Source organism: Rhodoferax sp., from assembly GCF_010365055.1.
Lineage (GTDB): Bacteria > Pseudomonadota > Gammaproteobacteria > Burkholderiales > Burkholderiaceae_C > Rhodoferax.
On the sequence record NZ_JAAFHA010000043.1, the window covers coordinates 1 to 23,870 of the forward strand.

Below are 23,870 nucleotides of genomic sequence, written 5' to 3' on the forward strand. Positions count from 1 at the left end.
TGCCCTGCCTGAAGTTGCCGACTGAGGGGATGAACAAGGGACGGCGCAGCAGCCCGGTGTATTTCATGATCTCGGGAATGTGCTTGTGCTTCAACCCCAGGGCGTACAGCTCGAAGGCCGGGGCTTCGCCCTTTTCATAGGCCTCGATCATGGGCCGGCCACCCCCGGAGTAACCGCTGATGGCGGGCAGGGTGACAGCAAAGTCCGTTGGGATCAGGCCCGCATCAATGAGCGGGCGCAGCAAGGCGATGGCACCGGTGGCGTAGCAGCCCGGGTTGGCAACGCGGCGCGCTTGCGCCACCGCCTCGCGCTGCCCGGCGATCAGTTCCGGAAAACCGAAGACCCAGCCTGGCGCGATTCGGTGCGCTGTCGAAGCATCGATGATCTTGGGGCCCATCTGGCCGGTGCTGCGTGCTGCCTCATCAATCATGGCGACAGATTCAAGCGCCGCCTCGTCGTGCAGACAAAGCACCACCAGATCCACCTGGGCCATCAGGGCGCGTTTGGCCGCCGCATCCTTGCGCTGCTCCGGCGCAATACTGATCAGCTCAATGCCGGCCAGGCTTTGCAGGCGCTCGCGGATTTGCAGGCCGGTGGTCCCGGCTTCGCCGTCAATAAAAATTTTGTGCATGGTTGATCTCTGTCAGGAAGTGGTGGCTGCTACCGTCAGCTAACTCATGGTTTGGTGCATTGCAGCATGATACAGTTCGGGGCTGTGTTGTCCAGTGCCGTCCCCCGAGTCCTCAAACTTGGCCGCCGGATGAAAACCACCCGTTCCCGAGAGAGCCTTCATGAAAATTCACGAGTACCAAGGCAAGGAAATCTTGCGTCAAGCTGGTGTACCGGTGCCGCGCGGCATTCCGGCCTTCACCGTCCAAGAAGCGGTGGAAGCCGCACAGAAACTCGGCGGCCCTGTGTGGGTGGTCAAGGCCCAGATCCACGCGGGTGGCCGCGGCAAAGGTGGCGGCGTCAAGCTGGCCCGCTCGATCGACGAAGTCAAGCAGCTCGCCGGTGAAATCTTGGGCATGCAGCTGGTGACGCACCAGACCGGTCCCGAGGGCCAAAAAGTCCGCCGCCTCTTGATTGAAGACGGCGCCGACATCAAAAAAGAATACTACGTGTCGGCAGTGACCGACCGCGCCAGCCAGCGCGTGGCCATGATCGTCTCCAGCGAGGGCGGCATGTCGATTGAAGACGTGGCGCACGACACGCCCGAGAAAATCATCACCGAGATCGTCGACCCCGCCACCGGCCTAACCGCCGCGCAAGCCACCAAGCTGGCCAACGCCATCGGCGTGCCCGCTGGCTCGACCGCGCAAGCCGTGGACGTACTGCAAAAGGTTTACAAGGTCTACATGGACACCGATGCCTCGCTGGTTGAAATCAACCCGATGATCCTTGAAGGCAATGGCAACATCAAGGCGATCGACGCCAAGTTCAACTTTGACGACAACGCGCTGTTCCGCCATCCCGAGATCGTGGCCTACCGCGACCTCGACGAAGAAGACCCGGCCGAAGTCGAGGCCAGCAAATTTGACCTGGCCTACATCAGCCTGGACGGCAACATCGGCTGCCTAGTCAATGGCGCAGGCTTGGCGATGGCCACCATGGACACCATCAAACTGTTTGGCGCCTCACCGGCCAACTTCCTGGATGTGGGTGGCGGCGCCACCCCCGAGAAGGTGACCGAAGCCTTCAAGATCATGCTGAAAAACCCCAATGTCAAGGTGATTCTGGTCAACATTTTTGGCGGCATCATGAAGTGCGACACCATTGCGGCCGGCGTGATTGCGGCCTGCAAGGCGGTCAACCTGAACGTGCCGCTGGTGGTGCGCATGAAAGGCACCAACGAAGAACTGGGCAAGAAATTGCTGACCGAATCCGGCTTGCCCATCATCAGCGCCGATACCATGGCCGAGGCAGCACAAAAAGCGGTTGCGGCCGCCAAAGCAGCCTGAAACTGACTACGGAAACACATCATGTCTATCCTCATCAATAAAGACACCAAGGTCATCACCCAAGGCATCACCGGCAAGACCGGTCAGTTTCACACCGAGAAGTGCCAGGAGTACGCGAACGGCAAAAACTGTTTCGTCGCCGGGGTGAACCCCAAAAAGGCCGGCGAGAAAATTTTTGACATCCCGATTTTTGCGTCGGTCAAAGACGCCGCCAGCCAGACTGGCGCGACCGTGTCGGTCATTTACGTGCCTCCCGCTGGCGCAGCCGCTGCGATCTGGGAGGCCGTCGAGGCCGACCTGGACCTGGCGATCTGCATCACCGAGGGCATCCCGATCCGGGACATGCTCGAAGTGCGCAATAGAATGCGCGCCAAAGTGGCGGCCGGCGGCAAGGAAACCCTGTTGCTCGGCCCCAACTGCCCGGGCCTGATCACGCCGGACGAGATCAAGATTGGCATCATGCCCGCACACATTCACCGCAAGGGCCGCATTGGCGTGGTCAGCCGCTCCGGCACGCTGACCTATGAAGCCGTGGCGCAGTTGACTGAGATCGGCCTGGGTCAGTCCAGTGCTGTCGGCATTGGCGGCGACCCGATCAATGGCCTCAAGCACCTCGACATCATGCGCCTCTTCAACGACGATCCCGATACCGATGCGGTCATCATGATTGGCGAAATCGGTGGCCCGGACGAAGCCGACGCAGCGCGCTGGTGCAAAGCCAACATGAAGAAACCGATTGTGGGCTTCATCGCCGGCGTTACCGCTCCGGCAGGCAAACGCATGGGCCACGCCGGCGCCTTGATCTCGGGCGGCGCCGACACGGCCGAAGCCAAGCTGGCGGTGATGGAAGAATGCGGCTTCAAGATCACGCGCAATCCGTCTGAACTGGCCAAGCTGCTCAAGGCGATGCTCTAAGGTCGCGTTGCCTTGACCGGTGTAGTCTCGATGCTGCACCTAACCAGAAGAGCCGGATTTCCGCAGGGATAATCCGGCTTTGTTGTTCATAAGCCCCAGGCATTCAAAAAGACCCCTACCGTGGAAGAATTTCTCACCCCTCATTTCTGGTTTGCTGTCGGCCAGATCATCATGATCGACATCTTGCTCGGCGGAGACAATGCCGTGGTGATCGCCCTGGCCTGCCGCCAGCTGCCGTTGCACCAGCGTCTGAAAGGTATTTTGTGGGGGACAGCCGGGGCGATTGTGCTGCGTGTCGTTCTGATCGCCTTCGCCTTGACACTCTTACAAGTGCCGTTCTTGAAATTGGTCGGCGCGGCCCTGTTGTTGTGGATCGGCGTGAAGCTGCTGCTACCGCAGGACGAAAACGGGCACAACAGCATTCAGGCCAGTGACAAGCTGTGGGCAGCGGTCAAGACCGTGATCATTGCCGATCTGGTGATGAGCGTTGACAACGTCATCGCCATCGCCGGCGCGGCCACCGGCGCGGGTAGCCAGCACCAGTTGCCACTGGTCATTTTTGGTTTGCTGGTCAGCGTTCCGATCATTATTTGGGGCAGTCAACTGGTGCTCAAGCTGATGGACCGCTTCCCGGCGATCATCACGGTGGGCGGCATGTTGCTGGGGTGGATTGCGGGCACCATGGCGCTCAGTGATCCCGCCGTGAAAAACTATTTGCCCCAGACCATGGTGTGGCACTACGGCTTCGGTTTGGTGGGCGCGGTAGGCGTGTTGGCGGTGGGGGCGGCGATCAAGAAACGCCGACAAGCACCCACCTGAGTCTGTGCCCGGGTGCAGGCAGGGTTGTTGCTGGCCGTGGCCTGTGCGGCATTTTTTTGCAAAGCCCTGCGATATTTCGTCCAAAGGTCTCTTGTCGACGTTGACTCCATCTGCTACCGTACCCGTGCGCTGGATGTCTGGGTCTGACATTTTTCGGGCCTCTACGCCTCTGATCGGTTTCAGCCACACAAAGGGTTAAGGTGCCAGGTGGCGAAATTTTCTTTATCTAAGTCGGTTTCTTTCTGGCGCACCGACTGGTTTGCAGTCGTTCTGGTTGTAGTCACCGTGCTGTTGTTGCACCTGGGCAGCGACGTCATCGGCACACTGGAGCGGCGGTTTTATGACTTCGCCAGCACCAGCACTTCGCGCCAGCCCTCCGACCGCATCGCCGTTATCGCCATCGATGATCAGAGCATTGCCAACATCGGTCACTGGCCTTGGCCACGCGATGTTCATGCCCAGTTGATTGACAAGTTGACGGCCGCCAAAGCCAGGGTCGTGGTTCATACCGTGTTTTTTTTTGAACCTCAGGTTGACCGGGGTCTGAGCTATGTTCGCAAAATGAAAGAGGTGCTGGGCGCCGGCGCCGATCCAGCCAGCATCCCATCCGCGCGCAGCGAACAGCTGGCACGGGTGATTGCCGAGGCCGAGACAGCTCTCGACTCCGATGGCCAGCTGGCTGCGAGTCTCAAGAGCGCCGGCAATGTCATCCTTCCCGCGTATTTCACCCTGGGCGAACCCCAGGGCAACGCCGGTCAGCCCCTGCCTGCGTTGGCGCTCAAGACCGCGCTCGATGAAAACAGCGGCTTCTCGCTGCCAGCGCTCAGAGCGCAGCTGCCCATCGAACGCCTGGGGGCGGCCGCAGCCGGCATCGGCCACCTGAACCAGACGCAGGACGTGGACGGTGTCGTTCGATTTGAGCCCCTGCTGGTCAATTACGACGGCAAGACGGTGCCCTCGATGGCGCTGCTGGCGGCCACCAAAAGTCTCAACCTGAGCACGACTGATATCACGCTCAATGGGGGTGAATCAGTGCAAATCGGCAAACTGCACCTGAAAACGGATGCGGCGGCGCGCATGTTGCCCCAGTTCTATCACGGGCGTGACGGCAAGCCTGCCTTTGTCGTGGACTCTTTTGACGACGTGCTCACCGGCAAAATTCCTGCCTCCAAATACGCAGCCAAGATTGTCATCATTGGGGTCACGGCGGCGGGCGTGGGCACCCAGTTCCCTGTGCCCGGCAACCCGGCCATGTCCCCCGCAGAAGCGATTGCGCACATGACGTCGAGTATTTTGAGCGGCCACTTTGTTGTTCAGCCAGGTTGGGGCGATGGGGCCACGCTGGCGGTGTTGCTCCTGGTCAGCGCCTATCTCATGGCCGCCTTGCCCCGCTTGTCGACGGGTTGGGCAGCCGTGTCCACCCTGCTGTTGTTGGCGGTTCTATTGGGCACCGAATTTGGTCTGTTGTCGGGCGCCACCCTGTGGCTGAAGCTGGTGTTTCCGGCCACGCTGCTGCTGGTAGGGCATCTGGCCTTGACGATCAGGCGATTCTTGGTGACGCAGGCCCCCCAGCTCAAGCCGGATGAAGAGTCGACTGAAACCAACCGCATGATGGGCCTGGCCTTGCAGGGGCAAGGGCAACTCGACATGGCCTTTGACCGGTTCCGCCGTGTGCCCATGAGCGAAGCGGTGATGGGGAATCTGTACAGCCTGGCACTCGACTTCGAGCGCAAGCGCCAATTCAACAAGGCCGAGGCGGTGTACCAGCACATGGCGTCCTACAACAAGGACTACCAAGGCCTCAAGCCGGCGTTGAAGCGGGTCAAAGAACTGTCAGAAACCGTGATATTCGGTAGCGACAACGCCCGTCCCGCAAGTACCCGCCGGATCGACGGTGGCGCGGTCGCGAAGCCGATGCTGGGGCGCTACCAAATAGAAAAAGAACTGGGCAAGGGGGCCATGGGCGTGGTGTATTTGGGTAAAGACCCCAAGATCGGTCGGATGGTGGCGATCAAAACGCTGGCCCTGAGCGAAGAATTTGAAGGTGATGCGCTGGTGGATGCGCGGGAGCGATTTTTCCGTGAAGCCGAAACGGCCGGACGTTTGCAGCACCAGAATATTGTCACGATCTTCGACGCGGGTGAGGAGCGCGACCTGGCCTATATTGCCATGGAGTTTCTCAAAGGCAAAGACTTGGTCGACCATTGCACGCACGGGCATTTGCTGGCGGTACCCACCGTGCTTTCCATTGTGGCGCGGGTGGCAGAAGCGCTGGCTTATGCCCACCAGCAGCGCGTGGTGCACCGCGACATCAAGCCGGCCAACATCATGTACGAGCTCGAGAGCGACACCGTGAAGGTGACTGACTTTGGGATTGCACGCATCACCGATTCAAGCAAAACCAGAACCGGGCTGGTGCTGGGGACCCCCAGTTTCATGTCGCCTGAGCAATTGGCAGGCAAAAAGGTCGATGGCCGCTCCGACCTTTATTCGCTCGGTGTCATGCTGTTCCAGCTGCTGGCGGGTGTACTGCCCTTCCGGGCAGACTCTATGGCCGAACTGATGCACAAGATTGCCAACGAAGAGGCCCCCGACATTTACCTTCTGCGCAAGGAGTTGCCGCCGGCGCTGGCGCGTGTGGTCGCGGTGTCACTGAGAAAACGCCCGGAAGCCCGCTACCAGGATGGAACTCAGTTTGCCCATGAACTGGTGGCGGTATTATCGGCACTGACGGGTGAGGCGGCGGCTGGCAGTGCCAGACCGACGGCAGTCCGGCAAGCGCCAACCTTCAACGAAGAAGCGACAGAATTTGAGAAAACAGTCGTGCTTGCGAGCGCGGCCGCCCACGTTGAAACCGCCCGGTACCAGTGCCGGCGGCCTTGACAACTAGCCTGGTACCTCCATGAATTTCACCTTCTGTGCGCAAACCGATCCGGGCCGGGCCCGGGAGAACAATGAAGACTCGGTGGCCTTTGATGCGGCCACCAACCTGGGCGTTTTGGCCGATGGCATGGGGGGCTACAACGCCGGTGAGATTGCCAGTGGCATGGCGACAGCCTATATCAGGTCGGAATTGGCTCGCTGGTTGACCGAGGCGAGCCAACAGGCCAACGCCGGGGAAGTCAGACGCGCCATTGAGATTTGCGTTGACAACGCCAATCGCTCTATTTACGGGGCGTCTTGCGCCAATGCCCAGTATGCGGGCATGGGGACCACCCTGGTGGTTGGCGTTTTCCAGGACAGTCGTCTGCTGTTGGGGCATATCGGGGATTCCCGCTGCTATCGCTGGCGCGGCAATGCCCTGTCGCAGCTCACCAAGGATCACTCGCTGTTGCAGGAGCAGATTGACGCCGGCCTGCTAACGACCGAGCAGGCGGCGACCGCGCCCAACAAAAACCTGGTTACCCGCGCACTGGGCGTCGACGATGTGGCTTTGCTGGAACTTCACGAACATCGCGTGGAGCTCGGCGATATTTATTTGATGTGTTCTGATGGACTTTCTGACATGATGCGAGACTTGGCAATTGCGCAAGTCCTGGAAAATGGAACGTCGCTGGCACTCATGGCGGCAGAGCTGGTAACCTTGGCCAACGAGAATGGCGGACGCGATAACATCACGGTCCTTCTGGTACAAGCCTCAGCCACCCCGGAAAAACGCGGATTGATGGCCAGATTGCTGGGTAAATAACTTAGTCAGCCCATGGAAAACCTCATAATCACTTTCAGGAACAGGAGTCGGTCATGCCGAAAATGATCGTATCGATCGATGGTGTCGTCATCAAAGAAGTGCAATTGATGAAGGACCGGACGACGCTGGGACGGCGCCCTTACAACGACATCGTGATCGACAACCTGGCCGTCAGCGGCGAGCATGCCGCGGTGCAAATGACGGGTGGCGAGGTCTACCTGGAGGACCTGAACAGCACCAATGGCACCTATGTGAACGGCAAGGCCGTCAAAAGGCAATTGCTTCAGGATGGTGATGCGGTCGAAGTCGGCAAATACAAAATCAAATTTGTCAGCGACGCTCCAGCGGAGAATTCTGCAGCGACCAGGATGGCCAGTGCCGGGCCGGCTGGTTTAGCACCCTCTGGTGCACCCGCACCGTTGACGCCGCCTGCACCGACAAGTTTTCCAGCACAATCCAGCGGCGAATCACCTGGTGCCGCGATCAAGGTCCTGTCAGGCCCGGCGGCCGGCCGTGAAGTGCCCTTGACAAAAGTCGTCACCACGATTGGCAAGCCGGGCGTCGCTGTCGCCGCCATCACCCGGCGCCAGCGTAGCTTCGTGGTGCATCACGTGGAGGGCGCGGGGAACCCGACGCTCAACGGGGCATCCATAGGGGCTGAGCCGATCGCTTTAAGTAATGGCGACCTGATTGAGCTGGCCGGGACCCAAATGCAGTTTATCCAGGCCTGATCGGGCCAATTGACAGGCTCGGCTTCCCGGCCTGTCTGGGCGGGTCCAGAAGAACACGTACAGCAAGGCGTTATGGGATATTTATCAAAGCATTCGTCATGAAAGTGCGTGTACTGGGCTGTTCAGGCGCCATCTCAAGAGATTGCCGAACCACGTCGTTCCTGATCGACGATGACCTGTTGATCGACGCGGGCACCGGGCTGGGCAACCTCACGCTGGATAAAATGCGCGGCATCGAGCACGTCTTGCTAACGCACTCGCACCTGGACCACGTGCTGGCACTGCCCTTGATGGTGGACGCGGTTGCCTCCTGGCGCACGACCCCGCTGCAGATTCATGCACTCCCAGACACCATTTTCGCCTTGAAAGCGCATATTTTCAATGACGTCATCTGGCCCGACTTCGCTCGCCTTCTCGCGCCAGAGGCGCCCCTTGTCAGGTTCCATGAAATCCAGGTGGGCCAGACCCTGCAATTGGGTGGCAAGCTGGTTGAAGTCTTGCCCGCGGTGCACAGCGTTCCCGCCGTCGGTTATGCCGTCACCACAGGACACGGCTGCTGGGTATTCACCGGAGACACGGAACGGAACCCGGCATTCTGGGACCGGCTCAATCAACTCAATGTGGCGATGCTGGTGATCGAAACCGCCTTCAGCAATCGCGAAAAAGACCTGGCCCAACTCAGCTTGCACCTGTCGCCCCAGGTGTTGGCCGATGAACTTGACTGCATCGCACCCGGCAACAGTTATCCCATTTACATCACGCACACCAAGCCGGCAGAAACCGAGTCGATCATGAACGAAATTCAGCATTTTGATCAGGCCCTGGTCAATGGACCTCATGTGACCCACGACATTCGCTGGTTGCGCGCCGGGCAGGAGTTTGAGTTATGAGCGCCGTGATTAAACCCGTCAGTGGCGAGAGAACTTCCGAGCAGGTATTTTTCGAATCACAAAAACTGCCCAGCGAGAAACGGGGCATGCTGTTTCAGGCCCTGTTCTACAAGCAACTGCAACAGGTCACGACCCGCATTCACGAGACCGAGAACCTGGAACAGATCATGCTGGAGGCGAGCCAGGACATCTGCAAACTGTTCAATGCAGACCGCCTGACCCTCTATGCCGTCAATGAAGACCAAAGTGCCATTGTGTCCAAGGTCAAGACCGGGCTCAACAGCAGCCGCGATCTCAAGTTGCCCATCTCGCCCCAAAGCATTGCCGGTTACGCCGCCTTTAGCCGCCAACTGCTGAACCTGCCCGAAGTCTATGACGACGACGCGCTCAAACAAATCCACCCGGCCCTGACCTTTCTCAAGGAAGTAGACAAACGATCGGGCTACCGCACCCGCCAGATGCTGGTGGCCCCTGTTCTTGAAGGTGAAACGCTGTACGGCGTCCTGCAGATCATCAACAACAAAAATGACCAGCCCTTTGGCGAGCTTGAAGTGGAAGGCGTTTCGCAACTGTGCAAAACACTGGGCACGGCCATTCGGCAGCGGCTCGAGAAGGCCCAGGCGAGCGCGCGGCGCATGGCGACCAAGTACGATGGCTTGATCGCCGATGGTGTGATGTCGGCGCAGGAACTGGAGCGTTGTCTGCAGCAAGCACGCATTGAGGGCAAGCCGGTGGAACAGGTCCTGATGACGCAATACAGCGTGCGGCCAGCCCAGATTGGCCCGTCACTGGCCAAGTTTTTTGGCGTGCCCTATGAGCCCTTCAGCGCCGGACGCATCCGCTCGGAATTGCTTCATGGCCCGCTCAAGCGCGAGTTCATTGAACAGCAGGGCTGGCTGCCGCTGGAGGAGTCGCCCGATGGCCTGGTCATCATGTGCCTCGACCCGGAGGCGGCGCGCAACTCGCGCGTCGTGCCACAGGTATTTCCGCGCATCAGCAAATTCTCGTACCGGGTCACGACGCAGGCCGAGTTTGCCGACTCGCTCAGTCAAATTTTCGGTTTGGAAGTGGCGGGCGGCTCAATCGACGAGTTGTTGGCCGACATGGATGGGGGTGCGATCGACGATGGCAGCAATGACGACTCACTGGAGTCCGCGGCCGCTGACAACGAACTGGTCAAGTTCGTCAACAAAGTCATCGTTGACGCCCACAGACAGGGGGCGTCCGACATTCACATTGAACCGATGCCGGGCAAGCTAAAAACCGGCATCCGGTTCCGCATTGACGGCACGCTGCAGCCGTATATCGAGGTGCCAGCCCATTTTCGCCAGGCCATGGTGACGCGCTTGAAGATCATGTGCGATCTCGATATTTCGGAGCGTCGCAGGCCACAGGATGGCAAAATCAAGTTCAAGAAATATGGGCCGCTTGACATTGAACTGCGGGTGGCCACCATACCTTCCGCGGGCGGTGTGGAAGACGTGGTGATGCGGATTCTGGCCGCCGGGGAGCCGATCCCGCTGCACAAACTGGGGCTGACGCCGCATAACATGGCCCGTGTCGTGCGTACCGTCGAAAAGCCCTACGGCTTGTTCTATGTCTGTGGCCCGACCGGGTCCGGCAAGACCACCACGCTGCACTCCATCCTCAAGCACCTCAATACGCCCGACACCAAAATTTGGACCGCCGAAGATCCGGTCGAAATCACGCAAAAAGGCCTGCGCCAGGTGCAAATCAACCGTAAAGCCGGCATTGACTTTGCACTCATCATGCGGGCCTTCTTGCGGGCGGACCCCGACATCATCATGGTCGGCGAATCAAGAGACAAAGAAACGGTGGCGATGGGTGTGGAAGCCTCGCTCACCGGCCACCTGGTGTTCTCCACCCTGCATACCAACTCGGCGCCCGAGTCCATCACGCGCTTGCTCGACATGGGGATGGACCCGTTCAACTTTGCCGATGCACTGTTGGGCATTCTGGCGCAGCGCCTGGCCAAGAAGCTGTGCGAATGCAAAGAGTCCTACATCCCGGAGGTCGAGGAATTGCGCCTGTTTGCCGCCGAATATGCCGACGAACTGCGGCACTCGGCCGCCTGGACCGCTGACTATGAAGGCGAAACCAAAAAATTGATTGAGGGCTGGCACCGGACGTACGACCAGGACGGCCAACTTCGGTTCTACCGACACACCGGCTGCGACAAGTGCCATGACACCGGTTACAAAGGCCGCGTCGGCCTGCACGAGCTGCTGATTGCCAGCGATGACATTAAAAAGCTGATTCAGGAACGCGCCCGTGTCGCCGAAATTTTTGCCGCTGCCGTCGAAGGCGGCATGCGCACCCTGAAGATGGATGGCATGGAAAAAGTCATGATGGGCCTAACCGACATCAAGATGGTCCGGTCGGTGTGCATCAAGTGACGCGATGAAGAACCCAATTTCAGATCACACCCAATGCCAGCGCCATGATCCGAAGGCATGGGGGTTTTAAGAAGTCATCTTAAAAGCTTTCCCAATCATCGCCGCCCGCCTTGCCTGGCGCGACTTGCCGAATTTTGTTCGCGGTCGCAGCGGGGGCCGCCAGCGAGGGCGGCTTGGGACTTGAACCGGGCTTGGTCTTGGCGACGCTCCCGAGCGCTTTTGCGGCCGGGGCCGGGCGCGTGTTGGTCGTCCGTTGCGGCGGCGTGTGGTGCGCCACACCGCCATCAAACTCCTGAGACAGCTTGAACACGGCGACTGTCCCGACCAGATCCTGTGCCTGACCCTTCAGGCTCGAAGCCGCCGCCGCCATCTCTTCCACCAGTGCGGCATTCTGCTGCGTCGTTTGGTCCATCTGCGTCACGGCCTCGCCGACCTGCGCCACGCCCTGGCTTTGCTCGACGCTGGCCGCAGTGATCTCGCCCATGAGGTCGGTGACGCGGCGGATTGAACCGACCACTTCGGTCATGGTGGCGCCGGCCTGATCGACCAGCGCCGTGCCCTGCTCAACCCGCTCGACGCTGGCATTGATCAGACTCTTGATTTCCTTGGCGGCGTCCGCCGAACGTCCCGCCAGGGACCGCACCTCACTGGCGACCACAGCGAAACCACGCCCCTGCTCGCCAGCGCGCGCCGCTTCCACCGCCGCGTTCAGCGCCAGGATGTTGGTCTGGAAGGCAATGCCATCGATCACGCTGATGATGTCCGAAATTTTGCGCGAGGCGTCATTGATACCCTTCATGGTATCCACCACTTGGCTCACCACCTGACCGCCCTGGATGGCGACGGTGGAAGCGCTTTGCGCCAGCTGGTTGGCCTGTTTGGCGTTGTCAGCGTTTTGCTTGACGGTGGCGCTTAGCTCTTCCATCGAGGCGGCGGTTTCCTCCAGCGCGCTGGCCTGTTGCTCGGTGCGGCCGGAGAGGTCCTGGTTGCCCTGGGCGATCTCAGCACTGGCGCTGGCGACGCTCTCGGAGCCTTGGCGCACCGTGCCGACCACGCGGGTCAAGGATGCTTGCATGCGTTCCACAGCTGCCAGCACACTGGCTGTGTCGCCGTTGCGCAGTTGCAGCCGAGCGCTCAGATCGCCATCGGCAACGCGGCTGACGGCGTCGCATAGCTCGGCGGGTTCGGCGCCCAATGAGCGTGACAGGTTGCGCATAATCGCCCAGCCCACACCCGTGCCAATCAAGAGCATCAACAGCGCCAGGCTGATCAGGATCGTCAATGAGGCGGCGGCCTCTGCCGCGGCATCATTGGCCAGTTTTGCAGCGAGGTTCTGCTGCAGCGCCATCGAATCAGCGACGGCCTTGAACAAGGTGTTTTGCAGGACTTGCACTTCACCCATCAGCACGCCGCCAGCGCTCGCGTCCGCGCCGCGGCTGGCAAGCTCGGCGACACTGTCGATACCCAGGTAGTAGCGAGGCCCCGCCTCTTTGATGATTTTCAAGAACTCGACGGCCTGAGGCGAGCGGATGGATTGCTCTATCTGCCCCAGGAGCTTGGCGTTAGCGGTCCGACTGTCGTCGATTTTCTTCTTCTCGCCATCACGAACGACATTGTTCTTCGTGATGACCATGTTGCGCACGGAACTTGCCACGACGTTGAGGTTGTCCTTGTAGGCAGCAAACTGGAATGTTTTGACCATGCGGTTATTGGCCACCTCATCGAGATCGCCGGCCAGCGTGCGCATTTTGAGCGCACCAAAGATCGAAACGGCAGTGCCGATCAGGACAATCGTGCCAAAGCCTAGTGCCAGACGGGTTGAAATTTTCATGTTGGTAAAAAATGCCATGGGGGTCCTCTGGAGTTCTTGAAATCAATGGGAAATTGAATTGAGCAGTCCAGCGTCGGCGCTGCCCATTGGGGTGCCGTGGATTCCTGCTGCGCTGGATCGAAAGGCGGTGTGCTGGCTCATGCGGGGATCTTTCTATTGCTGGGTTGACCGGGTACCACACTCGTACCCCGGGTCATTTTCGGCGTGAGCGTTAGGAGAGCTATCGGCATAATTCGTGATAATTCAAGGGCGATCTTCATTCCGCTGAGATGCAAATCGGCTCGTCGCAGCAAACATACGCTATTTCAACAGAAACACGTGGCAAAGAGATGACGGTCACGGGTTCGACTGTCCACAGTCAAGGGCACATCAGGCAAAAAGAAGAGGTGGCAGCGCTTCGGACTGAAGCGTGCGCGGCAATGGTTGCCGACTTCGCCCTGGCGGCGGAGTCTGAGGTCATCATTCGGATCTGACCCGTTGAAGGCAACCCCGCTACCACTTTGCACGAATGCGTCAGGCCGGAAGCTTTGCGACCCCGTCTTTCGATCGGGTGTGCTTTTGAACTTGAACACATTGTATATTCGTCAGTGTTGGCGCGACCGATGCAGCAATACTCAGAATTTCCCGGGGTTGGCGTGACTGGCTGGCTCAATTCTGTTGCTTCCTGCTCGGCGTTTGTCAGGCCCGCGATAATTTCCGGATGAACACGTTACCCGTTTTGCCCTGCTGCCGCCACTGCGAATCCACCACACTCCCTCGCTTTCACTGCCTTCAACACCTGTGATCATGCCCATGCCCCCCGAATCGCTCATCACCTACCCGTCGCCGTTCCCCATCAAAGTCATGGGCACCAAAGTGGACGGCCTGGTGCACGCCATCACCCTGATCGCCCATCAGTTCGACCCCACCTTTGATGCCAGCCTTATCGAGCTGCGTGAGAGCAAGGGCGGCAAGTACTTGGGTGTGACCATCACCGTCACCGCGACCTCGCGCGAACAGCTCGACGAGCTGTACCGCACCCTCTCCACGCATCCGCTGGTCAAGGTGGTGCTGTAGATGGCCGTGCATTCATGGGCGTAGCGACTCAAAAACTTTCACAAGCGTATTTGTTCAAATTTCATATAAAAATATATCGACATTTATTTTCGTAAAAACAGTATCATGGGCGTCTTATAAAAATATCCATGACAGAACCCACACAGCGCGCTGGCCGCTACGTCCAGCAAGTCACGGGCTATAAAGCCTTTATTCCCGAAAGCCTGCCCCCCATTCCCGACATTCAGTTCGATGGTGAGTTGCGCACCCTGCTCTCCGCCGCTGACCGGGACATTGCCCGGCTGGATGCCATTGCCGCCCTATTGCCCAACCCTGACCTGTTTGTGGCCATGTATGTGCGACACGAAGCCGTGTTGTCCTCTCAGATCGAAGGCACACAAAGCACCCTGGAAGACGTGCTGGCCTTTGAAGCGCAAGGCACACACAACGACGGCCCCACAGACGTCGAAGAAGTCATCAACTACGTGCGCGCCATGAACCACGGGCTCAGACGTCTCGGCGAGCTCCCCTTGAGCTTGCGCCTGCTGCGCGAAATTCACGGCGAACTCATGCACAACGTGCGCGGCGGAGAGAAAACGCCCGGCGAATTCCGCACCGCCCAGAACTGGATTGGCGCAGCAGGCAGCACGCTCGCCAGCGCTTCATTCGCGCCTCCGCCCCCGCATGAGTTGATGAATGCCCTGGGCGCACTGGAAAAGTTCCTGCACGACGGCAAAACGACTGTGCCATTGCTCATTCGCTGCGGCCTCGCTCACGCTCAGTTTGAAACCATTCACCCCTTCCTGGATGGCAACGGTCGGGTGGGGCGCCTGCTGATCACGCTGATCTTGTGTGAAGAGCAGGCCTTGTCGCGCCCGCTGCTGTATTTGTCGGTTTTTCTGAAGGCGCATCGGGCTGAGTATTACGACCGGCTCACCGCCATCCGCAACCAGGGTCATTGGGAGCAATGGCTCAAGTTTTTTTTACGCGGCGTCAGCCAGACGGCCCGCGCTGCCACCCGCACCGCCACCGACATCGTGAACATGCGCGAGGCACATCGCAACGCTGTGATGAAAAGCCCCAAAACACTCAAGCTGCTCGACAGCCTGTTTCAACAACCCATGGTGTCCCCCAACCGCATTGCCGAGATTGTGGGCTGCACCCACCCCACTGCCGTCAAGCTCGCCCGCGACTTGGAGGCGCGCGGCTGGCTGCGCGAGGTCACAGGCTACGAGCGCAACCGCCTGTATCGCTACCAGCCTTATCTGGAGCTCTTTCACCGTGAAACGGTAGAAGCTACCTTTGCCGCGCAATCTGCCGCACCGGGACGCCTGAGCGCCACCTGAACCAACAACACCCATGCCCACCCTTGACTGGCTCAACCGCCCTAGCGCCTTCACCCTAGCTGCCCGCGTGCCTTACCGGCTGCTGGAACAGGTGTCGGTTCACACCCCATCCACACCGGCCCAGGCATCCAGTCCCCCACCGGCTGACACCACGCCGGTTCAGGCTGAGCTGGTCGAAGCGCCGACAGAAACTGCCACCAGCCCCATCCGCACAGAAATCACGGACAACCTGCTGATCCAGGGCGACAACCTTGAAGCGCTGAAAGCCTTGCTGCCGTTCTACCGCGGCCAGGTGAAATGCATCTTCATCGACCCGCCCTACAACACCAAGAGTGCGTTCGAGCACTACGACGACAACCTGGAGCACGCCCAGTGGCTCAGCATGATGCTGCCGCGCCTTCAGTTGCTGCGAGAACTGTTGCGGGAAGACGGCTCGATCTGGGTGACGATTGATGACAACGAGGGGCATTACCTCAAGGTGCTGATGGATGAGGTGTTTGGGCGGGGGAATTTTGTGGCGAATGTGGTGTGGCAGAAGAAGTACTCGCCACAAAACGACGCCGAATTCTTTTCGGCTATGCACGATCACGTATTTGTGTACGCCAAAAATACTGCGAGTTGGTCACGAAATCTTGTGCCAAGAACTGCGAAGCAAGACGACGCATATAAAAACCCCGACGACGATCCGCGCGGTATTTGGAAAGCCAGCGATCTGACGCGTGCCGAGCATCGTGACCGAGACTTTTACGCAATCACCACCCCATCGGGCAAACAAGTCTTTCCAGCCAGAGGTCGCAGTTGGAGTCGCCCGCCGGAAGAAATCGACAGACTACGAACCGACAACCGTCTTTGGTTTGGCAAGAAGGGGGATGCAATTCCTTCGCTCAAACGCTTCCTTACCGAAGTAAAAGACGGCGTAGTGCCTCAGACAATATGGTTTCGCGACGAGGTTGGCGACAACCAGGATGCAAAAAAGGAAGTCAAGGAACTCAATGCCGATGAGATTTTCGGGACGCCAAAACCCGAGGCATTGATCCGCCGACTTTTGGAGATCGCCACCAACCCGGGTGACCTCGTCCTCGACAGCTTCCTCGGCTCCGGCACGACGGCGGCCGTCGCCCACAAGATGGGCCGGCGCTGGATTGGCATCGAGATGGGCGAGCACGCCGCCACGCACTGCCTGCCACGCCTGCAAAAGGTCATTGACGGCGAACCGGGCGGCATCAGCAAGGCCGTGAACTGGACCGGTGGCGGTGGTTTTCGCTTCATGAAGCTGGGCGCGCCGGTGTTCGACGCCCATGGCCGCATTCACCCCGAGGTGCGCTTTGCCACGCTGGCGGCCTTTGTCTGGCAGCAGGAAACCGGCAGCGCCCTCGCTGGCGGCGGATGGCCCGGCACGCCCTACCTCGGAACAAACTACACAATTGATAGCTGTATAAGCAATGAAGACGAGGGCTACAGCCCAGTTTTATCCAAAAAAACGCCACAATTTTCAGTCTATCTGTTGTTCAATGGAATTTTGAAAGACAAGCGCCCCGCCAGTGGCAACGTGCTGACCCAAGCCGTGCTCGACGCCCTGCTGACGCTGCACCGCCAGATTCACGCTGCCTCTGATAGCACCCAACCAGCCGACCCTGGGAGCCTGGGCGGCAGAGCGTTCTGTGCAGGTCAAGGAGGAGCCCGCGCAGCGGGCGGGGGACACGGAGCAGAACGTTCTGCCGCCCAGGCTCCCGGCGACACACCGACGCCCGCCGCCGCCATCCCGCTGCTGGTCTTCGGCGAAGCCTGCCGCCTGGGCGCGGCCCGCTTGAAACTGGCGAATGTGACTTTCAAGCACATTCCGTATGACGTGAAGGCGCGGTAGCCCAAGCCATGAAGAACTTTGCTGACCTGTTGGATGAATTCAGGCGCATGCCGGTGGAAACGGAATGGCTTGAGTTCAAGGAAGCAAAGAACAGCTTCGATACGGACGCGCTGGGTCGTTATGTCTCGGCCTTGTCCAACGAAGCGAACCTGCATGGTCGCGAAGCTGGCTGGTTGATTTTTGGCGTCAAAAACAAAATCGACCCCGTCACCGGTGCGCGGCCCCTGGTGGGCAGTCTCTACGCGGCAACTGCAGCCGACCTCAATGACCTGAAGCTTCAGGTCTACAACCATACGTCGCCCTCTGTCGGCTTGAGCGATCCCGTTGTGGTTGATCACCCAGACGGCGCGCCCGGTTCACGAGTGTTGATGTGGCGCATTCCCGCCACCGCACCCGGAATGCCGATGGCCTGGAAAGGCCACTACTACGGCCGCTCAGGCGAGTCATTGGGTGCATTGCCGCTCAACAAACTCGACACCCTGCGTGCCCAGTCCGTCACGCAAGACTGGTCCGCAGTGCTGGCGACAGACGACTGGAGTTTGCTTGACCCGGCCGCGTTGCAGTTGGCACAAGCGTTTTACAAACGTCGGCATGCCACCCATTCACAAGTGCTGTCCACGTTGCAAAACAGGTCCGTATCGGACTGGCTGCACGGCCTGCGCCTGGCGGTGAATGGAAGGCTGACCCGCGCTGCGTTGGTGCTATTAGGCAAACCGGAGGCCGCCACTTGTTTGGGTGGGCCAACGCCCCGCCTGACTTGGGTATTGACGGACCACACGGGAACGATACAAACCCATCAGCACTTTGATTTGCCACTGATCATGGCGATGGATCAACTGGTGGCCAAGTTGCGAATCATTGAAGTGAGTTTGCTGCCGCCCCGGCAAACCGCGCCCCTGAATCTGCCGAACTATGACGACTGGGTCATTCGGGAAGCACTGCACAACTGCATTGCGCACCAAGACTACGCCCAAGGCGGTCGGGTTCGGGTCACAGAAGCCCCTGATTCGCTCACATTCTTCAACCTGGGCTCTTTTCTGCCAGGCACCGTCGAGCGCGTATTGAGCAGCCGCCAGCCCGAGCTACGCTACCGAAATCAGTGTCTCGCTAACGCGATGGTGGAGCTGGATTTGATCGAGACGCTCAACAGCGGTCTGCCAAAGATGTTCAGACTGCAACGGGAACGGTTTTTCCCGTTGCCGGATTTTGAGTTTGGACAATCGCCAGACTCGGTCAGCGTGCGTATTTACGGAAAGACGCTGGACGAGAAATATGTTCATGCCCTGATGTCAACGACTGATCTGTCTCTGGAAGAAGCGATATTGCTGGACCGGGTTCAAAAGGGTCAGCCGCTGGCGACTGAACAAATCAAGCGCTTGCGTGCCAAAAATCTGGTGGGCGGTCGTGGCGCCAAGATTTTCATTTCGGCACAAGTGGCGGTAGCGACGGGACAGGAAGTCAGTTACGTCAATAACAAAGGGCTGGATGCAAAGCATTACAAGGCACTGGTACTGGATTTATTGGCACTGGGTGCTCAACCCCGCCAGCAGATTAACGGCCTTCTGCTATCCAAGCTTCCGGCTTCAATTGATGGAGATTTGCGTCGAAAGGAATACATCAAGAATTTACTGCAGGAAATGGCACGAGACCAGCAGATTGAGAATGTCGGGGGCGCTACGCGGTCGGCCAAATGGCAACTCAAGAAATGATTCCCGAATTGGATAAAACCTCGTTCCGAGACGTCTCCTTATCCAATTGGAATACCGAATTTTTAGAGTTTTCCATATAAATCAATAACTTACATTGGATAAATTTTTACCCATAGGTAAACTTATCCAATTCAAAACGCCGCCCAATGACCACCCTCGCCCTCAAGTCCTACCAACAAGCTGCCCTTGACGCGCTCAAGAGTTTTGCCCGTGCTGCCCAGCTCAAAGGCCCGGCGCTGGCTTTTGGCGAGCTTACTGGGCGGCCTTACAACCCCGATCCGTTTGGCGAGGTGCCCTGCATTTGCCTGCGCATCCCGACGGGTGGCGGCAAAACGTTGATGGCAGCGCATGCCGTTTACGTGTTGGCCCAGGCGTGGCGAGCGACCGATGCGCCGGTGGCGGTGTGGCTGGTGCCCAGCGACACGATTCGCAGCCAGACCCTCAAGGCGCTGCAAACGGCGGGGCACCCGTACCGCGAAGCGCTGGAAGCCAGTTATGGCGCGGGTGTGCGGGTTTGCGTGCTGGAAGACTTGGCAAATATTGCACCACCTGATTGGGGCCAGCGCGCCGTGGTCGTGGTGGCAACCATTCAAAGTTTTCGGATTGACGACACCGACAAGCGCAATGTGTACAGCTTCTCGGAAAGCTTCGAGCGGCACTTCAAAGGCTGTGACGAGCAGCGATTGCGGGTGCTGCGCGATTTGCCTGATGCGGTGGTCACGGCTGAAGAGGCTGTCAACGATAAAACAGGGGTACTCGGTGGCTTTGTGGGCCAGCCACGCTGGAGCCTGACCAACTGGCTGGCGCTTCATGAACCGCTTCTGATTGTGGACGAGGCGCACAACACCAAAACCGACAAAAGCTTTACCGCGCTCAAGCGCCTGAACCCCAGCGCCATTCTGGAGCTGACAGCGACGCCCATCCCCTCCAAAACCAATGTGCTGTACCACGTCAGCGCCCAGGAGCTGGCTTCGGAGGCCATGATCAAGCTGCCGATTGCGCTGGCCGAACATCCGCAGGGCTGGCAGCAGGCGGTGTTTGCCGCCGTACAAAACCAGCGCGCACTCGAAGGTGAAGCACTGAAGGATGAGGCCACGGGTCACGGCTATGTGCGGCCCATCGTGCTGTTTCAGGCGCAAAACGAGAACGACGAGGTGCCGCCCGCCGCGCTGCGAAAACATCTGGAAGATGAGCTGCATATTCCCAAAGAGCAGATCAAGGTGGCGACCGGTGACACCCGGGAGCTGGAGGGACTGGACCTGGCCTCCCGCGATTGCCCGGTGCGCTATGTGATCACGGTACAAGCGCTGCGCGAGGGCTGGGATTGCCCGTTTGCCTATGTCTTGTGTTCGCTGCAAAAACTGTCCAGTGCGACGGCGGTCGAGCAGTTGTTGGGCCGGGTGCTGCGCATGCCTTACGCCAGCCGACGCGGGCGCGAGGCGCTAAATCGGGCTTATGCGCATGTTTGTGAGGCCAAGTTTTCTACCGCAGCCCATGAGCTGGCGGACCGCTTGATCAACAACATGGGGTTCGAGGCGCTGGATGTGGCGTCCATGCTGGTGCAGCAGTCTGTATTGCCGCTCTTTGAACAGAATCAGCACCTAGCCCCCGTGTTACCTGCACCAGTAGCTACTAATTTTGTAGCGTCTTCAGCCTCACCAGAATTGCAGGCAGCGGCAGGCGTTGAGATTATGCAGATCGCGGGCGAACAGGCCGTGGTGGTCACCGGACACATTGGCGCGGAGGTCGAAGCGCTGTTAATGGCCCAGGTGCGTGGCCCGAAGAAGCAAGAGCTAGTGCGCAACAAGGTGGCGCAGCACAACGCGCTGGTGGCGGCGCAAACCGCCCCTGCTTCGCGCGGCGAGCGTTTTGCACCGATTCCGACACTGGGCTACCGCAGCACACCGCAGGGCCAGCTCTGGCCACTGGAGCGTGAGGCGGTGCTGGAAGCCTTGGAGCTGGATTTGCTGACACCTGACGCGGTGCAATTGCCCGGTTTTCAGGTGGTGGAGCAGTCCAACACCTTTGAGATTTATCTAAAAGACTCGCACGTCGCGCTGCGGGCCGCAGACGCCAGCCAGATTGCCTTTGACTATGGCTCCAGCACCATCACGCAAGATGACCTGGTGCGCTGGCTGGATCAGTCTTTGTTTCAGAAACTGCCGGAGTTCACGCTGGGACAGCGCACGACCTATTTTGTGGCGGTGGTCAGCCATTTGATCAATGAGCGAGGCATACCGCTGGTGACCCTGGCCAAGGCGCGCTTCAAACTGGCGCAGGATATCGAGGCACGGGTGGGTGATTTGAAAGACAGGGCAGCCAAGACCCAGTTTCGACAATTGGTGCTGGAGGAGGCTTGGGACATCGAGCCCGACTGGAGCCGGCCGCTGCTGTTTGAAGCCAATCGCTATCCGGTGCCTGCGGGGTCACGCTACAGTGGTCGGTACCAGTTCAACAAGCACTTTTACCCGATGCAAGCGGATTTGAAGGACGGCGGCGAAGAGTTCTTGTGCGCCCAGTTGCTGGACAACCATGCCAGGGTCAAGCACTGGGTTCGCAACCTCACCACCGCACCCTGCGGCTTTGCGCTGGCGACCTCCAGAGGCCGATTTTTCCCGGACTTTGTAGCCGAGTTGGTCGATGGGCGCGTGGCCGTGGTCGAATACAAGGGCGCACACCTTCTGAATGACCCCTATGAGATTGAAAAACGACACATCGGGGAACTGTGGGCGCGCAAAAGCCAGGGACGTTGCCTGTTCGGGCAGATTGCCAAAGAGCGCGACGGCGTGGGTATGTCGGGGCAACTGGACGCCTTGCTGAAATGAGCATTGAATTCCAACAACTTGGCCGGGTCGAGTACCTGCCCACCTATGAAGCCATGCAGGACTTCACCGCCGCACGCACCGCAGAGACGCCCGACGAACTATGGATTTGTGAGCACACCCCCGTTTATACGCAAGGGCTGGCGGGAAAAAAGGAACATATTTTCAACCCTGGTGACATCCCGGTGGTGCCAACCAACCGCGGTGGTCAGGTCACCTACCACGGCCCCGGCCAAGTGGTGGCCTACCCGCTGCTGGACTTGAAACGCGCGGGTTATTTCATCAAGGAATATGTTTACCGGATCGAAGAAGCGGTGATCCGCACGCTGCTGCACTTTGGCGTGACCGGCCATCGCGTGGCGGGCGCACCGGGCATTTATGTGCGCCTGGACGACCCCGCCTCGCACGCGCTGCTGGCGCAGCGGCCGATGAAAAAGACTGAAACAACGGACCCCGGCGGCGTTGATGTTCCTGCCGCGCGGGCGGCGCCTGACTTCACCGGCCTGGGCAAGATCGCCGCGCTCGGGCTCAAGGTCAGCCGCAACTGCACGTACCACGGTGTCGCGCTCAATGTGGCGATGGACCTGGAACCCTACACACGTATCAACCCTTGCGGCTACGCCGGTCTGCAAACGGTGGACCTTTCTACAATCGGCGTTTGCGTTGGCTGGGACGAGGCGGCCGAACTGCTGGGCCACAAGCTCAGCCGCTACCTTGCGCCTTGAGCCGGCCAGCAAGCTTATCTGCACCCTTTACCTACTATTTGTCACCATGAGTCACAGCCCCGACGACCTTGCCACCCCAGCCACCGCTGCGAGCGTGCGCGACGCTGCGCCGACCGAAGCCTACGACGCGACGGTCAAACAAAAATCCGCCGCCAAACTCTCGCGCATCCCGATCAAGGTGGTGCCGGGCGAAATTTTGCGCAAACCGGCCTGGATTCGCGTCAAGGCGGGTTCACCAACGAGCCGCTTCTACGAAATCAAGGACGTGCTGCGCGCCAACAAGCTCGTCACCGTGTGCGAAGAAGCGAGTTGCCCCAACATTGGCGAGTGCTTTGGCAAGGGCACCGCCACCTTCATGATCATGGGCGACAAATGCACGCGGCGTTGCCCGTTTTGTGACGTCGGCCATGGCCGCCCCGACCCGCTGGATGTGAACGAGCCCGCGAACCTGGCGACCACCATCGCCCAGCTCAAGCTCAAGTACGTGGTGATCACCAGCGTCGACCGTGACGACCTGCGCGACGGCGGTGCCGGGCATTTTGTCGCCTGCATCCAGGCCATCCGTGACAAATCGCCGCAGACCCAGATCGAGGTGCTGGTGCCCGACTTTCGCGGCCGCGACGACCGGGCGCTGGAGATTTTGAAAGCCGCGCCGCCCGACGTGATGAACCACAACCTGGAAACCATTCCCCGGCTGTACAAGGAAGCACGCCCCGGCAGCGATTACCAGTTTTCACTGAACCTTTTGAGGAAATTCAAGGGACTGTTCCCCGACGTGCCGACCAAGAGCGGCCTGATGGTCGGCCTGGGCGAAACCGATGAAGAAATTTTGACCGTGATGCGTGACATGCGCGCACACGGCATCAACATGCTGACCCTGGGCCAGTACCTCGCGCCCTCCAGCGCGCACCTGACCGTCAAGCGCTACGTGCACCCCGATACCTTCAAGATGTTCGAGGCCGAGGCCTACGCGATGGGCTTCAGCCACGCGGCGGTGGGCGCCATGGTGCGCTCCAGCTACCACGCCGACCAGCAGGCGGGCCATGCGCTGAGTCAATTGGCGCTTTGAAATACTATCATTAAAGTAGCTGCCTACGCAATGGATACGGGGGCTAGCGCC

Annotated in this window: 18 protein-coding genes and 1 riboswitch; of the genes, 16 read left to right on the forward strand and 2 right to left on the reverse strand. The window is 59.4% G+C overall.

Annotated elements, in window-relative coordinates:
• A partial coding sequence (gene argC / locus GZ093_RS11315; RefSeq protein WP_296485963.1) for an N-acetyl-gamma-glutamyl-phosphate reductase occupies window positions 1-631 on the reverse strand: 631 nt, incomplete at its 3' end.
• A 160-nt stretch (window positions 632-791) separates the two neighbouring features.
• On the opposite strand from argC, the gene sucC reads away from it, so the two are divergent.
• The 8 genes from sucC to GZ093_RS11355 all read left to right on the forward strand — a co-directional run bounded on the left by sucC (window position 792) and on the right by GZ093_RS11355 (window position 11,418).
• Window positions 792-1,958 (forward strand): ADP-forming succinate--CoA ligase subunit beta, encoded by a 1,167-nt coding sequence (sucC, locus tag GZ093_RS11320; RefSeq protein WP_296485965.1) that lies wholly within the window; start codon window positions 792-794, stop codon window positions 1,956-1,958.
• A 21-nt stretch (window positions 1,959-1,979) separates the two neighbouring features.
• The gene (gene sucD, locus GZ093_RS11325) at window positions 1,980-2,873 is read left to right on the forward strand and encodes a succinate--CoA ligase subunit alpha (RefSeq protein WP_296485967.1); all 894 of its coding nucleotides are present in this window, start codon (window positions 1,980-1,982) and stop codon (window positions 2,871-2,873) included.
• A 120-nt stretch (window positions 2,874-2,993) separates the two neighbouring features.
• On the forward strand, window positions 2,994-3,692 hold the full coding sequence (locus GZ093_RS11330) for a TerC family protein (RefSeq protein ID WP_296485969.1): 699 nt from the start codon (window positions 2,994-2,996) through the stop codon (window positions 3,690-3,692).
• Between the two features lie 285 nt (window positions 3,693-3,977).
• A complete protein-coding gene (locus tag GZ093_RS11335) occupies window positions 3,978-6,575 on the forward strand; it encodes a serine/threonine-protein kinase (protein WP_296485971.1) in 2,598 nt (865 codons plus the stop codon).
• 19 nt (window positions 6,576-6,594) lie between these two features.
• Entirely contained in the window at window positions 6,595-7,380 is a 786-nt protein-coding gene (locus tag GZ093_RS11340; protein ID WP_296485973.1) for a Stp1/IreP family PP2C-type Ser/Thr phosphatase, read from the forward strand.
• A 53-nt stretch (window positions 7,381-7,433) separates the two neighbouring features.
• Complete coding sequence (locus GZ093_RS11345; protein ID WP_296485974.1) at window positions 7,434-8,111, forward strand: FHA domain-containing protein; 678 nt, start codon at window positions 7,434-7,436, stop codon at window positions 8,109-8,111.
• A gap of 98 nt (window positions 8,112-8,209) precedes the next feature.
• Entirely contained in the window at window positions 8,210-9,001 is a 792-nt protein-coding gene (locus GZ093_RS11350) for a 3',5'-cyclic-nucleotide phosphodiesterase (protein ID WP_296485976.1), read from the forward strand.
• Window positions 8,998-11,418 carry an ATPase, T2SS/T4P/T4SS family gene (locus tag GZ093_RS11355; protein ID WP_296485978.1) on the forward strand — a complete coding sequence of 807 codons (2,421 nt, stop codon included), beginning with the start codon at window positions 8,998-9,000 and terminating at the stop codon, window positions 11,416-11,418. The genes GZ093_RS11350 and GZ093_RS11355 overlap by 4 nt, the downstream gene beginning before the upstream one ends.
• Window positions 11,419-11,497: 79 nt before the next feature.
• Here the strand turns inward: GZ093_RS11355 and GZ093_RS11360 are convergent, their stop codons facing one another.
• On the reverse strand, window positions 11,498-13,267 hold the full coding sequence (locus GZ093_RS11360) for a methyl-accepting chemotaxis protein (RefSeq protein ID WP_296485980.1): 1,770 nt from the start codon (window positions 13,265-13,267) through the stop codon (window positions 11,498-11,500).
• A 251-nt stretch (window positions 13,268-13,518) separates the two neighbouring features.
• Between GZ093_RS11360 and GZ093_RS11365 the strand changes: the two genes are divergently transcribed.
• The 8 genes from GZ093_RS11365 (at window position 13,519) to lipA (ending at window position 23,819) form a co-directional block, all read left to right on the forward strand.
• A complete protein-coding gene (locus tag GZ093_RS11365) occupies window positions 13,519-13,722 on the forward strand; it encodes a hypothetical protein (protein WP_296485982.1) in 204 nt (67 codons plus the stop codon).
• A 6-nt stretch (window positions 13,723-13,728) separates the two neighbouring features.
• Window positions 13,729-13,816, reverse strand: a riboswitch (cyclic di-GMP riboswitch).
• Window positions 13,817-14,035: 219 nt separating this feature from the next.
• Complete coding sequence (locus GZ093_RS11370) at window positions 14,036-14,305, forward strand: DUF493 family protein (protein ID WP_296485984.1); 270 nt, start codon at window positions 14,036-14,038, stop codon at window positions 14,303-14,305.
• Between the two features lie 128 nt (window positions 14,306-14,433).
• Entirely contained in the window at window positions 14,434-15,630 is a 1,197-nt protein-coding gene (locus tag GZ093_RS11375) for a Fic family protein (RefSeq protein WP_296485986.1), read from the forward strand.
• Between the two features lie 13 nt (window positions 15,631-15,643).
• Window positions 15,644-17,494, forward strand: a complete 1,851-nt coding sequence (locus GZ093_RS11380) for a site-specific DNA-methyltransferase (protein WP_296485988.1) — start codon at window positions 15,644-15,646, stop codon at window positions 17,492-17,494.
• Window positions 17,495-17,502: 8 nt separating this feature from the next.
• Window positions 17,503-19,203 carry an RNA-binding domain-containing protein gene (locus tag GZ093_RS11385; RefSeq protein WP_296485989.1) on the forward strand — a complete coding sequence of 567 codons (1,701 nt, stop codon included), beginning with the start codon at window positions 17,503-17,505 and terminating at the stop codon, window positions 19,201-19,203.
• 146 nt (window positions 19,204-19,349) lie between these two features.
• Window positions 19,350-22,028, forward strand: a complete 2,679-nt coding sequence (locus GZ093_RS11390) for a DEAD/DEAH box helicase family protein (RefSeq protein ID WP_296485990.1) — start codon at window positions 19,350-19,352, stop codon at window positions 22,026-22,028.
• Window positions 22,025-22,750 (forward strand): lipoyl(octanoyl) transferase LipB, encoded by a 726-nt coding sequence (lipB, locus tag GZ093_RS11395; protein WP_296485992.1) that lies wholly within the window; start codon window positions 22,025-22,027, stop codon window positions 22,748-22,750. Before GZ093_RS11390 ends, lipB begins: the two co-directional genes overlap by 4 nt.
• 46 nt (window positions 22,751-22,796) lie before the next feature.
• Window positions 22,797-23,819 (forward strand): lipoyl synthase, encoded by a 1,023-nt coding sequence (gene lipA / locus GZ093_RS11400; protein WP_296485993.1) that lies wholly within the window; start codon window positions 22,797-22,799, stop codon window positions 23,817-23,819.
• The last annotated feature ends 51 nt before the right edge of the window (window positions 23,820-23,870 follow it).

Coding starts and splice junctions, on each gene's coding strand:
- sucC (WP_296485965.1), top strand. CDS start 792: ATGAAAATTCACGAGTACCAAGGCAAGGAAATCTTGCGTCAAGCTGGT.
- sucD (WP_296485967.1), top strand. CDS start 1,980: ATGTCTATCCTCATCAATAAAGACACCAAGGTCATCACCCAAGGCATC.
- GZ093_RS11340 (WP_296485973.1), top strand. CDS start 6,595: ATGAATTTCACCTTCTGTGCGCAAACCGATCCGGGCCGGGCCCGGGAG.
- GZ093_RS11345 (WP_296485974.1), top strand. CDS start 7,434: ATGCCGAAAATGATCGTATCGATCGATGGTGTCGTCATCAAAGAAGTG.
- GZ093_RS11350 (WP_296485976.1), top strand. CDS start 8,210: ATGAAAGTGCGTGTACTGGGCTGTTCAGGCGCCATCTCAAGAGATTGC.
- GZ093_RS11355 (WP_296485978.1), top strand. CDS start 8,998: ATGAGCGCCGTGATTAAACCCGTCAGTGGCGAGAGAACTTCCGAGCAG.
- GZ093_RS11360 (WP_296485980.1), bottom strand. CDS start 13,267: ATGGCATTTTTTACCAACATGAAAATTTCAACCCGTCTGGCACTAGGC.
- GZ093_RS11365 (WP_296485982.1), top strand. CDS start 13,519: ATGCAAATCGGCTCGTCGCAGCAAACATACGCTATTTCAACAGAAACA.
- GZ093_RS11370 (WP_296485984.1), top strand. CDS start 14,036: ATGCCCATGCCCCCCGAATCGCTCATCACCTACCCGTCGCCGTTCCCC.
- GZ093_RS11375 (WP_296485986.1), top strand. CDS start 14,434: ATGACAGAACCCACACAGCGCGCTGGCCGCTACGTCCAGCAAGTCACG.
- GZ093_RS11380 (WP_296485988.1), top strand. CDS start 15,644: ATGCCCACCCTTGACTGGCTCAACCGCCCTAGCGCCTTCACCCTAGCT.
- GZ093_RS11385 (WP_296485989.1), top strand. CDS start 17,503: ATGAAGAACTTTGCTGACCTGTTGGATGAATTCAGGCGCATGCCGGTG.
- GZ093_RS11390 (WP_296485990.1), top strand. CDS start 19,350: ATGACCACCCTCGCCCTCAAGTCCTACCAACAAGCTGCCCTTGACGCG.
- lipB (WP_296485992.1), top strand. CDS start 22,025: ATGAGCATTGAATTCCAACAACTTGGCCGGGTCGAGTACCTGCCCACC.
- lipA (WP_296485993.1), top strand. CDS start 22,797: ATGAGTCACAGCCCCGACGACCTTGCCACCCCAGCCACCGCTGCGAGC.